The following is a 12,323-nucleotide window of genomic DNA, read 5'->3' as shown; positions in this document are numbered from 1 at the left end:
CGGAGGGGACCGCGGGGCCCCGGTGGCGGGTCCGACGAGGCGCACCGGGCTGGGCGGTCCGTGCACTACTGGCGGATAAAGGGCGTCGTGCCGGGTATGCGTGGACTCAATGTCACGACCGGGGCCCCGGAGAGGTAGGGTCGGGGGTGGTCGGGGACATCCCATACAGCTCGCCGGCGACTTGAGCCGGCGCACCAACGAGGAGATCGGTTCGTGACGATCCGCGTAGGCATCAACGGGTTTGGCCGCATCGGTCGGAACTACTTCCGCGCATTGCTCGAGCAGGGCGCAGACATCGAGATCGTGGCGGTCAACGACCTGGGTGACACCGCGACCACTGCCCACCTGCTGAAGTACGACACCATCCTGGGGCGCCTCAAGCAGGAGGTCTCCCACACCGCCGACACGATCACCGTGGACGGCAAGACGATCAAGGTGCTCTCGGAGCGCAACCCCGCGGACATCCCGTGGGGCGAGCTGGGCGTCGACGTCGTCATCGAGTCGACCGGCATCTTCACCAAGAAGGCGGACGCCGAGAAGCACATCGCCGGCGGCGCCAAGAAGGTCATCATCTCGGCTCCGGCCAAGGATGAGGACGTCACCATCGTGATGGGCGTCAACCAGGACAAGTACGACCCGGCGAACCACCACGTCATCTCCAACGCCTCCTGCACCACCAACTGTGTGGCGCCGATGGCGAAGGTGCTCGACGAGAACTTCGGCATCGTCAAGGGCCTGATGACGACGGTGCACGCGTACACGAACGACCAGCGCATCCTGGACTTCCCGCACAAGGACCTGCGCCGCGCCCGTGCCGCCGCCGAGAACATCATCCCGACGACCACCGGCGCCGCGAAGGCCACCGCCCTGGTGCTGCCGCAACTCAAGGGCAAGCTGGACGGCATCGCGATGCGCGTCCCGGTCCCGACCGGCTCGGTCACCGACCTGGTCGTCGAGCTCAGCCGCGAGGTCACCAAGGAAGAGGTCAACGCCGCCTTCCAGAAGGCCGCGGAGGGCGAGCTCAAGGGCCTCCTCGAGTACACCGAGGACCCGATCGTCTCCTCCGACATCGTCAACGCCCCGGTGTCCTGCACGTTCGACTCGTCCCTGACCATGGTCCAGGACGGCAAGAGCGTGAAGATCATCGGCTGGTACGACAATGAGTGGGGTTACTCCAACCGCCTCGTCGACCTCACGGTCTTCGTCGGCAACCAGCTCTGATCGTGGAGCAGACCGCCTGATATGAGTGCAGGGCTCGGCCGGCGCGCCACAGCGCTGTCCGAGCCCTGACGCACGTATCGGAGGGGTCGACCTCTTCCGATCACGAGCGAACACAAGCTCTCTTCAGCTCTTCTCCAGGAGTCCCCTCATGAAGACGATCGACGAACTCCTCTCCGAAGGGGTCGCGGGCAGGCGGGTCTTCGTCCGCGCCGACCTCAACGTGCCGCTGGACGGCACCACCATCACCGACGACGGCCGCATCCGCGCCGTGCTGCCCACCGTCGAGGCACTCGCCGACGCGGGCGCCCGCGTGGTCGTCGCCTCGCACCTGGGCCGCCCCAAGGGCGCCCCGGACCCCGCCTTCTCGCTCGCCCCGGCCGCCGCGCGCCTCGGTGAACTCCTCGGCGCGGACGTGGCGTTCGCGACGGACACGGTCGGCGACTCCGCCACCGCCACCGTCGCGGGCCTCGCCGACGGACAGGTCGCGGTCCTCGAGAACCTGCGCTTCAACGCCGGCGAGACAGCCAAGGACGACGCCGAGCGCGGGGCCTTCGCCGACCGGCTCGCCGCGCTCGCCGACCTCTACGTGGGCGACGGCTTTGGCGCGGTGCACCGCAAGCACGCGTCCGTGTACGACCTCCCGGCGCGCCTGCCGCACGCCGCGGGCTTCCTCATCGCCACCGAGGTCGGCGTCCTGAAGAAGCTCACCGACGAGGTCGAGCGACCCTACGTGGTGGCCCTCGGCGGTGCCAAGGTCTCCGACAAGCTCGCCGTCATCGACGAACTGCTCGGCAAGGCCGACCGCATCCTCATCGGCGGCGGCATGGCGTACACCTTCCTCAAGGCCAAGGGCCACGAGATCGGCAAGTCGCTGCTGCAGGAGGACCAGATCCCGGCCGTCCGGGAGTACCTGGAGCGCGCCGAGAAGACCGGCGTCGAGCTGGTCCTGCCGGTCGACACGCTGGTCGCCGGGGAGTTCCCGGACCTGAAGACCAAGGCGCCGGCCCACCCCGCCACCGTTGCCGCGGACGCCATCCCGGCCGACCAGGAGGGCCTGGACATCGGCCCCGAGACCCGCACCCTGTACGCCTCGAAGCTCGCCGACGCGGCCACCGTCTTCTGGAACGGCCCCATGGGCGTCTTCGAGCACCCCGACTACGCCGAGGGCACCAAGGCGGTCGCCCAGGCCCTTCTCGACTCCCCGGGCTTCACCGTGGTCGGCGGCGGCGACTCCGCCGCGGCCGTACGCATCCTGGGCTTCGACGAAAAGGCATTCGGCCACATCTCGACCGGAGGCGGCGCCTCCCTCGAATACCTCGAGGGCAAGACGCTCCCCGGCCTCGCCGCACTGGAGGACTGACCCTCAATGACCGCTGCTGAAAAAGGCCGCACGCCGCTGATGGCGGGCAACTGGAAGATGAACCTCAACCACCTCGAGGCCATCGCCCACGTCCAGAAGCTCGCCTTCGCCCTGGCCGACACGGACTACGAGGCCGTCGAGGTCGCCGTCCTGCCGCCCTTCACCGACCTGCGCTCCGTCCAGACCCTCGTCGACGGCGACAAGCTGAAGATCAAGTACGGCGCCCAGGACATCTCGGCGCACGACGGCGGCGCCTACACCGGCGAGATCTCCGGCCCGATGCTGTCCAAGCTGAAGTGCACGTACGTGGCGGTCGGGCACTCCGAGCGCAGGCAGTACCACGGCGAGACCGACGAACTGGTGAACGCCAAGGTCAAGGCCGCGTTCAAGCACGGCATCACCCCGATCCTGTGCGTCGGCGAGGAACTGTCCGTCCGCGAGGCCGGCAACCACGTCGCCCACACCCTCGCCCAGGTCGAGGGCGGTCTGAAGGACCTCCCCGCCGAGCAGGCCGAGTCCGTCGTGATCGCCTACGAGCCCGTCTGGGCCATCGGCACCGGCAAGGTCTGCGGCGCCGGGGACGCCCAGGAGGTCTGCGCCGCCATCCGCGGCAAGCTCGCCGAGCTGTACTCGCAGGACGTCGCCGACCAGGTCCGCATCCAGTACGGCGGCTCGGTCAAGTCCGGCAACGTCGCCGAGATCATGGCGCAGGCCGACATCGACGGCGCCCTGGTCGGCGGTGCCTCGCTGGACGCGGACGAGTTCGTCAAGATCGTCCGGTTCCGCGACCAGTGAGCCGAGCAGTGAGTATGCGCTAGCGGCGATCCGTCGTACCCTTGCGGGGTCCAGTCCTGTACTGGACCCCGCGTCGTCCATCCGAATCCGAGGAAGTTGGTCCAGCCGTGGTTCTGGGGTTCTCGATCGCCCTGATCGTCTTCAGCCTGTTGCTGATGCTGCTGGTGCTGATGCACAAGGGAAAGGGCGGCGGCCTCTCCGACATGTTCGGTGGCGGCATGCAGTCCTCCGTCGGCGGCTCCTCGGTCGCCGAGCGCAACCTCGACCGGATCACCCTCGTGGTGGGTCTGCTCTGGGTCGCGTGCATCATCGTGCTGGGCATCATGATGAAGACGAACAGCTGACCCGGGAGAACGATCCGTACGCATCGGGTACGCATTCCCCGCGTAAGGCCCCATGTCCGGTACGCGCAGCACAGCGCGGCCTATCATGGGGCTTGCGTCTGGATGGGGGAGCGGTAACTCCAATGACTGGACGCGCGTTGGGCCTTACGTAGACTGAGGCGCTCGCAGCGAAGCGGAACGCCGACTCGTTTCGCCGCACCATCACGCAGGGAGTTACGACCGTGGCAAGTGGCAACGCGATCCGGGGAAGCCGGGTCGGGGCGGGGCCGATGGGCGAGGCCGAGCGCGGTGAGTCCGCGCCGCGGCTGCGCATCTCCTTCTGGTGCTCCAACGGGCACGAGACCCAGCCGAGCTTCGCGAGCGACGCGCAGGTGCCCGATACCTGGGACTGCCCCCGCTGTGGCTTTCCGGCCGGTCAGGACCGTGAGAACCCCCCGGACCCGCCCCGCACCGAGCCGTACAAGACGCACCTCGCCTATGTGCGCGAGCGGCGCAGCGACGCGGACGGTGAGGCGATCCTCGCCGAGGCGCTCGCCAAACTGCGTGGCGAGATCTGACAGTTGCGGTAGTCACCGCAGTCGCACCAACGGTCGGTCGCGCTGTTCACGGCCGGCTTCTTCCTCCTGCCCGCGCCCCCGCCCGCCGTCCCGCCCGTCGCCGTGCTGATACCCGGAGGCCGGACGGCCGTATCTGTTGTCGTGTCCCACGACGGCGGCACGACAGGCTACGTCCACCGCTGCTCCGTTAGGTTGGAACCGGCAGCGGGGCGGATACGCAGCACATGCAGCAAGGAAGAAGGCTGAGTCCGAGATGAACGCAGACGGCCGTACCAGGCTCGACCAGACCCCCGAGTGGACCGCACTGGCCAAGCACCGGGAGCAGCTCGGGGACGTGCGGTTGCGCGAGGTGTTCGCCGCCGGTCCCGACCGCGGCACCGCGTACACCCTCAGGGTCGGTGACCTGTACATCGACTACTCCAAGCACCTCGTCACCGACGAGACCCTCCGGCTGTTGCGCGAACTGGCCTCGGCCACCGACGTGTTCGGACTGCGCGACGCCATGTTCCGCGGTGAGCGGATCAACACCACCGAGGACCGGGCCGTGCTGCACACCGCGCTCCGGGCGCCGCGGGACGCGGTGATCGAGGTCGACGGGGAGAACGTCGTACCGGGTGTGCACGAGGTCCTCGACAAGATGGCCGACTTCGCGGACCGAGTCCGCTCCGGGGAGTGGATCGGCCACACCGGCAAGCGCATCCGCACCGTGGTCAACATCGGCATCGGCGGCTCGGACCTCGGCCCCGCGATGGCGTACGAGGCGCTGCGCGCCTACACCGACCGCGACCTCACGGTCCGCTTCGTGTCCAACGTGGACGGCGCCGACCTGCACGAGGCCACCCGCGACCTGGACCCGGCCGAGACGCTGTTCATCATCGCGTCCAAGACCTTCACCACCATCGAGACGGTCACCAACGCCACCTCCGCCCGGACCTGGCTGCTGAACGCGCTGGGCGGGGACGAGGCCGCCGTCGCCAAGCACTTCGTCGCCCTGTCGACGAACGCGGAGAAGGTCGCCGACTTCGGCATCGACACGGCCAACATGTTCGAGTTCTGGGACTGGGTCGGCGGGCGCTACTCGTACGACTCGGCGATCGGCCTGTCCCTGATGATCGCCATCGGGCCGGACCGCTTCCGGGAGATGCTCGACGGGTTCCGGCTCGTCGACGAGCACTTCCGGACGGCTCCCGCCGAGTCCAACGTGCCCCTCCTGCTGGGCCTGTTGGGGGTCTGGTACGGCAACTTCCTGGGTGCCCAGTCGCACGCGGTGCTGCCGTACTCGCACTACCTGTCGAAGTTCACCGCCTATCTCCAGCAGCTCGACATGGAGTCCAACGGCAAGTACGTCGGCCGGGACGGGCGCGAGGTCCAGTGGCAGACCGGCCCCGTCGTCTGGGGCACGCCCGGCACCAACGGGCAGCACGCCTACTACCAGCTGATCCACCAGGGCACGAAGCTGATCCCGGCGGACTTCATCGGCTTCGCCGAGCCGGTCGCCGAGCTGAGCGACGACCTGAAGGCGCAGCACGACCTGCTGATGGCCAACTTCTTCGCCCAGACGCAGGCCCTGGCGTTCGGCAAGACCCCGGACGAGGTGCGGAGCGAGGGCGTGCCCGAGGAACTGGTGCCGCACAAGACCTTCAAGGGCGACCACCCCACGACCACCATCCTCGCGCGTGAGCTGACGCCGTCCGTCCTCGGTCAGCTCGTCGCCCTCTACGAGCACAAGGTGTTCGTGCAGGGCGCGATCTGGAACATCGACTCCTTCGACCAGTGGGGCGTCGAACTGGGCAAGGTGCTCGCCAAGCGCGTCGAGCCCGCGCTCACCGAGGGCGCCGACGTGCCGGGCCTGGACGCCTCCACCCAGGCCCTGGTCGCCACCTACCGGGAGCTGCGCGGACGGCGGTGAGCACGGTGCGGGAAGCGGACGGCAGGGCGCCGTCCGCTTCCCGTAGAATCCCCGGCGATCATGCAGACGGGTGCTCGCGGGGGAACACGAAGTGGTACGTACAAGCGGTAGTTGGACGGGCGGCAGGCTGACAGCCGGGTCCTTCCTGAAGCCCCACAAGATCGCCCGGGTGCTGTTCCACCCCGCGTGGATACCGGACTCGCTCGATCCGTCCATCGAGCGGCTCAAACGCATGCGGGTCGTCGCCGGGGTGGTCGCGTCGCTCGGTGTCTACACCTTCGTCCAGGGCGGTTTCGACTTCACGGAGCTGCTGGAGAACACGATGACCGCCTCCGCGGTCCTGCTGGTCCTCACCCCGCTCACGGTCGGCGTGATGCTCCTCGTCTGGCGGCGCACCGGTACCGTACGGCAGTTGCGGGCCCCGCTGCTCAACTCCCTCAAGCTGCTCCTGCTGTTCATCGGCTGCGTGGTGGCGCTGGTCCTGCTGGCGCAGAGGTCGGGCACCTCGGGGGGCGTGCTGCTGTCCCTGGTCACCGCCGGGGTGCTGCTGTGGATGGTCGTCTTCGTGGTCTGGGGTGCCGTGCGGGTCTCCGGCAACTTCTTCGGCACGGCCGCCGTGCACCGTTCGCTGCCGGCCCTGCTCGCCACCGTCACCAGCTGGCTGATGGCCGTCCCCGACCTGGTCACCGGTGATCTGCACGGGCTCAGCCTCACCATGGGCGTCGTCTTCATCCTGGGCGCCCCGGTCACCGTCACGGCCATCGCGCTGCTGGAGACGAGCCGTCTCAGGCGGCACTACGGCATCCGGCTCGGCACCCACCCGGCAGGCCTTCCGCCCGCCCCCGGCACCACCCCGCCGATGCCGCCGACGCCGCCGGCCGGGCTGCCGCACGTACCGCCGCGGGGGAACCCCTACAGCCACCCGCACCCGCCCGCGCCGGGTGGCAACCCGTACGCGCCCGGCCCGCGGCACCCGTACGCCCCGCCGCCCCCGCAGCCGTCGTACCCCCCGCGGCGTCACCCCTACGGAGGCTGACCGGCCGGGGCCCGGCACCGGCGTCAGGCCACCGCGCTCAGCGTGTCCGCGAGGCGGCGGCGGGCCGCGCGGGCGGCGGGGAGGGCGGCCAGGGCGGCGGCGCCCAGCACGGCGGCGGCGCCCAGCAGCAGCAGGAGCGCGGGGGAGGGCCCCTGGGCGATTCCGGCGCCGATGCCGCTCGACCTGCCCTGTTCGTCGATCAGCCAGTGCGCCAACGGCAGCCCCAGGGCCAGCGCGACGAGCACGGCGGCCAGCGCCGTACCGGCGGTGGCGGTGACCGTGATCGCGGTGATCTGCCGCGGGGAGAGGCCGATGGCCTTGAGCGCGAGCAGGTCCCGTTCGCCCTCGCGGACCGTGCCGCCGATCGCGGTGAGCAGTTCGATCAGCCCGATCAGGGCGAGGACGGCGATCAGACCGAGGACGACCGCGCGCAACGGGGACAGCCCGTCGGCCGGGTTGGTCACGGTGTGCACGTCGAGCAGGCCGTCCCCGGCCCCGGTCAGCCGGTCGGCGACGGCCCGCGGGTCCGCGCCGGGGTCCAGCTGGAGCTGGTAGAGGGTCGGCCGCAGGTCGGGGTCGTTGCCGCGGAGGGTGTCGAGCGAGGTGGAGATGGTCCGGCCTGCGTTCTCCGGTTCGATGCTGCGACCGACGATGTGCAGGATCTGCGGCCGGTCGCCGACGGTCATGCGCACCCAGTCGCCGACCTGGACGTGCAGCAGGTCGAGCAGCCCCTGCCCGGCCACCGCCTCGTCGGGTCCGCGCGCCGCGCGGCCCTCGGCCAGGGCGAACGGGTACGGCTCCTGGTGGGTGCCGTAGCCGCGCAGGGCGATCGTGGCGGTCTGGCCGGGCACCAGGGCGGCCACCTCGACGCCCGGGTGGGCGGCGGCGACCTGCGGATCGCGCTCCAGCAGGGCGCGGGCCTCCCCGTCACTGAGCGAGGTGTCCGCACGGACACTGAGCGCGGTGGGCAGCCCCATCCGCTCCGGGCTGCCCTGGAAGCGGTCGATGGTGGTCCACGCGCTCAGCGCCACCACGATCAGCAGCAGCGGCAGGGTCAGCCTGGCCACCGTGCCCAGCGCACGCCGGCGGCGGGTGAACGCCTTGTGCCAGCCGAGGACCAGTGCGGGCGGCACCCGTGCCCCGAGCGCCCGCCGCGCCACGCCCGCCAACCCGCCCGCCTCGGGCGCCGCCGGCCGCGGCACCGGCACCGGCGGCACCCGGCCCGCCCGCCACGCCGCGAGCCCGGTGGTGGCGCCGATGAACAGCACCGCCCCCACGGGCACCACGAACAGCGCCAGGGTGTGTCCGGGCAGCCCCTGCCACACGCCGACCGCTTCCCCGAGCCGCCCGGGTATGCCGCTGCCCAGCGCCTCGGTCAGCGCGGCGGCGGCCACGGCACCCAGCAGGGCGTAGCCGAGATGCTGGAGCAGGAAGACGCGGACGACCTGTCCCGGGGTGAAGCCGATCGCCTTGAGGACGGAGATGTCCCGCAGATGCCCCCGGATCCGGGTGCTGATCGCCCCGTGCACGGCGAAACCGGCGGCGACCAGCGCGCCCAGACCGAACAGCCCCAGCACCTGGCCGAGCAGCCGGTTGTCGCCCTGCGCCTCGGCCCGTGCCTGCTGCCAGGTGGAGACCTCGCCGATGGCGCCCGCGCCCAGTACCGTCACCGCCCGCTGCACCGCGTACCCGGTGTCGGCGGGGTCGGTCAGCCGCAGCCCGGTCACCTGCCCGTCGGGGTCGGTCACGGCCGACGGCAGCGCCCACACCAGGCCGGGCTGTTCCCCCGGCCGGTAGCGCGGCTCGGCGCTGTCGGCCACGCCCACCACGGTCAGGGTCCGCGCGGTGCCGGGCACGGTGAGGGTGTCGCCCGGCGTGGTGAGCAGGGCACGGGCGAGACTGCCCTCCAGGACCACGCCGTCGGGGGTGCCGGGGTCCAGCCAGCGCCCCGAGGTGATCAGCGGGCGGCCGGTGCCGGGCTGTTCGGCGGTGCCGCGCAGTTCGGCGGAGGCACGGCTGCCGCGGGCGGCGAGGGTGACGGCGGCGGTGGGGTAGGGGCCGGCGACGGACTCCACGCCGTCCAGGCCGGCCAGCTTCGCGGCGTCGGCCGGGGCGGTGGTGTGCAGCGTGACGTGGGCGCCGCGCGCCTGGGTGAAGATCCGCTGCCAGGGGTTGGTCGCGTACCCGAACAGGGCCGTGGCCAGCAGCAGGGAGGCGACGACGCCCGCGGTGGCGAGGACCAGGAACAGCGCCTCACCGCGGTGCGTGCGCAGATCGGAGTGCGCCCAGCGCAGGGTCGCTCGCACTGGTGTCAGCCCCTTCGCTCACGCCGGACGCCCGGACCGTCGTACACCCGCATGTCAGTCCTTGAGCTCCAGCACCCCGGAGATGCCCCGGCCGCGTGAGGGCGCTCCGTCGAGTTCCGCGTCGTCGGCGATCCGCCCGTCGAAGAAACTGATCACCCGGTCGGCGGCGCTCGCCAGCCGGGCGTCATGGGTGACCAGCAGGATCGTCTGGCCTCGCCGGTGGAAGCGGGACAGCAGCCGCATCACCTCGCGGGTGCCCTTGCTGTCCAGGCTGCCCGCGGGTTCGTCGGCGAGCAGCAGCGGCGGATGGTTGACCAGGGCACGGGCCAGCGCGACCCGCTGCTGCTCACCGCCGGACAGCTCGCCGGGCATGCTCCGCTCCTTGCCGGTCAGGCCCAGCTCGGCCAGCAGTTCCTCCCGCTCGGCACGGGCCTTCTTCGGCGGTGTCCCGGCGAGCAGGGCCGGCAGTTCCACGTTGTCGGCGACCGACAGGTCGGAGACGAGGTTGAAGAACTGGAAGACGATCCCGATGCGCTTCCTGCGCTCCACCGCCCAGCGTGCCTCGCTGTAGGCATCGGTGCGCTCGCCGTCCAGCCAGATGCTGCCGGAGTCGGGCCGCTGGAGCCCGCCGAGCAGATGCAGCAGGGTCGACTTGCCGGCGCCGGACGGCCCGGTCACCGCCACGAACTCGCCGCGCCTCACCCGCAGGTCGACCCCGCGCACCGCGTGCGCCGGGGCTCCCTCTCCGTGGTGCGTCTTGACGAGGCCTTCGGCGCGCAGCACGGGAGCGGTACTCTCGCTCACTCCAGCTCCTCCAGCTCTTCCTGGCACCGCTCCAGCCAGTCGAGGTCGGCCTGCAGGTGCAGCATCGCGCCCTCGATCAGCAGCTGGGCGACCCGGTTGTCCCGGTCTTCGGCGGCGGCCAGCTTCGACAACTGCCGCATGGTGTTCAGGTACTGGCGCCGCTGCCGGTTGATCAGGGCGATCTGGTCGGCGAGCCCGCTCTGCGGTGCGAGGGCCAGCTTCATGAAGAACTCGTCCCGCACCCGTGGTTCGTTCGCGGTCTCCTCGAACCAGGCGCGCAGCGCCTCCCGCCCGGCGTCGGTGAGGTGGTAGACCTTCTTGTTGGGCCGGCTGGACTGCTCGACGTCCTCGCCCTCGATCAGCCCCGACTTCTCGAGGCGGCCCAGGGTGACGTAGATCTGGCCGACGTTCGGCTGAGGGTACGCGGCGCCCAGCAGTTGCTCAAGGTCCTGCTTGAGCTCGTAGCCGTGGGCCGGACCGCGGGCGAGCAGGGCCAGGAGGGACTGCCGCACTCGTGCTCTCCTCCCCGCGTCCTTCGTGCCGTGTGCCACGTGCCTGATGCCGGGCGTCCCGCCCGGCGAGAGGTCTCACCCGGCGCAATGTGTCGCGGGCCCTAGTATCGCCCATACCTAACAGGTATACATGGCCTCTGACCCCGGCAAGGGTGCCCGGGTGCCGGTGCACAGGGAGGAACCTATGCGGTGGATCCATGCCGCGGGTAGGGGCCTCCTCGTCCTCGCCGTGCTCCTGACCGTGGGCGTGGCCTCCGGTGCGCGGGCCGAGCAGGCCGCTCCCGCCGGCGGTCGCGGTCCGCTCACCCTGGCCACCGCCGGGGACCTCACCGGCTATCTCGGCCCGCTGCTCGAGGGCTGGAACCGCACCCACCCCGGCGAGGAGGTCACCCTCGTCGAACTGCCCGACTCGGCCGACGAGACCCGCGCGCAGATGATCACCGAGCTGCGCGGCGCCGGCCGCGGCCGCTTCGACGTGCTCAACATCGACGTCAGCTGGACCTCGGAGTTCGCCGCGGCCGGCTGGATCCGCCCGCTGCCGCGCGACCGCTTCCCGCTGGACACGTTCCTGCCGCGCGTGGTGGACACCGCGACCTACGACGACCGGCTGTACGCCGTCCCGTACGTGACCAACGCGGGTCTGCTGCTGTACCGCAAGGACGTCCTCGACGCGGAGGGCGTGGCGCCTCCGCGCACCTGGGTCGAACTGGAGCGGGCCGCGAAGACCCTCGCCCCGCGGCACGGCCTCGACGGTTACGCGGGCCAGTTCCTGCCCTACGAGGGCCTGACCGTCAACGCGGCCGAGGCCGTCTACTCGGCGGGCGGCACCATCCTCGGTGACGAGGGCGAGCGCGTCACGGTGAACTCCCGGGCGGCCCGCGAGGGCATCGGGTTCCTCGCCCGCGGGGTCAGCGAGGGCTGGATCCCGGAGGAGGCGCTGACGTACAAGGAGGAGGAGTCCAAGCAGGCCTTCCAGGACGGCCGGCTGCTCTTCCTGCGCAACTGGCCCTACGCCTACGTCGCCGCGTCCGCCGAGGACTCCGCGGTCGCCGGGAAGGTCGGTGCCGTACCGCTGCCGGGGCCGGACGGGCCGGGAACGAGCGTCCTGGGGGGCTCCAACCTGGCCGTCGCCACCCATGCGCGGCACCCCGACTCCGCCGCACGGCTGATCGCGTACCTCACCAGCGAGGGCGTCCAGCGCCAGGTCATCACCCGGGGCGCGCTGCCGCCCGTACGGGCCGCGCTGTACGACGATCCGGAACTGATCCGGCGGTTCCCCTATCTGCCGACGCTGCGCGAGAGCGTGCTCGCCGCCGCCCCGCGCCCCAAGAGCCCGCACTACGACCAGGTGAGCCTGGTCGTGCAGGCGGTGGTGCACGACGCGATGGCCGGGCGGCAGACGCCCGGTGCGGCGGTGCGGCGGCTGGCGCGCGAACTCGCCGCCGTCTCCACGCGCTAGACGGTCCTTCGGACCCCTCC

11 protein-coding genes are annotated in these 12,323 nt (G+C 71.2%); 8 read left to right on the top strand and 3 right to left on the bottom strand.

From position 1 onward, the window contains the following. Positions 1–213 precede the first annotated feature (213 nt). From gap to AB0I73_RS10565, 7 genes are all read left to right on the top strand, one after another. The gene (gap, locus tag AB0I73_RS10595) at positions 214–1,221 is read left to right on the top strand and encodes a type I glyceraldehyde-3-phosphate dehydrogenase (protein WP_109380029.1); all 1,008 of its coding nucleotides are present in this window, start codon (positions 214–216) and stop codon (positions 1,219–1,221) included. Positions 1,222–1,369: 148 nt separating this feature from the next. After that, the gene (locus tag AB0I73_RS10590) at positions 1,370–2,581 is read left to right on the top strand and encodes a phosphoglycerate kinase (RefSeq protein ID WP_363035836.1); all 1,212 of its coding nucleotides are present in this window, start codon (positions 1,370–1,372) and stop codon (positions 2,579–2,581) included. Between the two features lie 39 nt (positions 2,582–2,620). Continuing rightward, complete coding sequence (tpiA, locus tag AB0I73_RS10585; protein WP_219933638.1) at positions 2,621–3,376, top strand: triose-phosphate isomerase; 756 nt, start codon at positions 2,621–2,623, stop codon at positions 3,374–3,376. 113 nt (positions 3,377–3,489) lie between these two features. After that, a complete protein-coding gene (secG, locus tag AB0I73_RS10580; RefSeq protein ID WP_181383631.1) occupies positions 3,490–3,720 on the top strand; it encodes a preprotein translocase subunit SecG in 231 nt (76 codons plus the stop codon). Positions 3,721–3,941: 221 nt separating this feature from the next. After that, complete coding sequence (locus AB0I73_RS10575) at positions 3,942–4,277, top strand: RNA polymerase-binding protein RbpA (protein ID WP_078649359.1); 336 nt, start codon at positions 3,942–3,944, stop codon at positions 4,275–4,277. Positions 4,278–4,530: 253 nt separating this feature from the next. After that, positions 4,531–6,186 (top strand): glucose-6-phosphate isomerase, encoded by a 1,656-nt coding sequence (pgi, locus tag AB0I73_RS10570; RefSeq protein ID WP_363035834.1) that lies wholly within the window; start codon positions 4,531–4,533, stop codon positions 6,184–6,186. Between the two features lie 91 nt (positions 6,187–6,277). Beyond that, a complete protein-coding gene (locus AB0I73_RS10565) occupies positions 6,278–7,222 on the top strand; it encodes a hypothetical protein (protein WP_363035832.1) in 945 nt (314 codons plus the stop codon). 23 nt (positions 7,223–7,245) lie between these two features. Here AB0I73_RS10565 and AB0I73_RS10560 read toward each other — a convergent pair whose 3' ends face one another. From AB0I73_RS10560 to AB0I73_RS10550, 3 genes are read right to left on the bottom strand one after another with little or no spacing between them, the layout of a single operon-like run. After that, entirely contained in the window at positions 7,246–9,528 is a 2,283-nt protein-coding gene (locus tag AB0I73_RS10560) for an FtsX-like permease family protein (protein ID WP_363035830.1), read from the bottom strand. A gap of 54 nt (positions 9,529–9,582) precedes the next feature. Further along, on the bottom strand, positions 9,583–10,332 hold the full coding sequence (locus AB0I73_RS10555; RefSeq protein WP_363035828.1) for an ABC transporter ATP-binding protein: 750 nt from the start codon (positions 10,330–10,332) through the stop codon (positions 9,583–9,585). Continuing rightward, on the bottom strand, positions 10,329–10,844 hold the full coding sequence (locus tag AB0I73_RS10550; protein WP_363035826.1) for a PadR family transcriptional regulator: 516 nt from the start codon (positions 10,842–10,844) through the stop codon (positions 10,329–10,331). The genes AB0I73_RS10555 and AB0I73_RS10550 overlap by 4 nt, the downstream gene beginning before the upstream one ends. A 184-nt stretch (positions 10,845–11,028) precedes the next feature. On the opposite strand from AB0I73_RS10550, the gene AB0I73_RS10545 reads away from it, so the two are divergent. After that, complete coding sequence (locus AB0I73_RS10545; RefSeq protein WP_363035824.1) at positions 11,029–12,303, top strand: ABC transporter substrate-binding protein; 1,275 nt, start codon at positions 11,029–11,031, stop codon at positions 12,301–12,303. The last annotated feature ends 20 nt before the right edge of the window (positions 12,304–12,323 follow it).

The sequence above is a fragment of the Streptomyces sp. NPDC050388 genome (genome assembly GCF_040655635.1).
Classification (GTDB): Bacteria; Actinomycetota; Actinomycetes; order Streptomycetales; family Streptomycetaceae; genus Streptomyces.
Note: the sequence above shows the minus strand (reverse complement) of the source record. Positions and strands in the feature narration are given on the sequence as shown.

What these genes read in the sequence shown, in the direction of transcription:
- AB0I73_RS10590 (WP_363035836.1), top strand. Translation starts at nt 1,370, where the DNA reads ATGAAGACGATCGACGAACTCCTCTCCGAAGGGGTCGCGGGCAGGCGG.
- tpiA (WP_219933638.1), top strand. Translation starts at nt 2,621, where the DNA reads ATGGCGGGCAACTGGAAGATGAACCTCAACCACCTCGAGGCCATCGCC.
- pgi (WP_363035834.1), top strand. Translation starts at nt 4,531, where the DNA reads ATGAACGCAGACGGCCGTACCAGGCTCGACCAGACCCCCGAGTGGACC.
- AB0I73_RS10545 (WP_363035824.1), top strand. Translation starts at nt 11,029, where the DNA reads ATGCGGTGGATCCATGCCGCGGGTAGGGGCCTCCTCGTCCTCGCCGTG.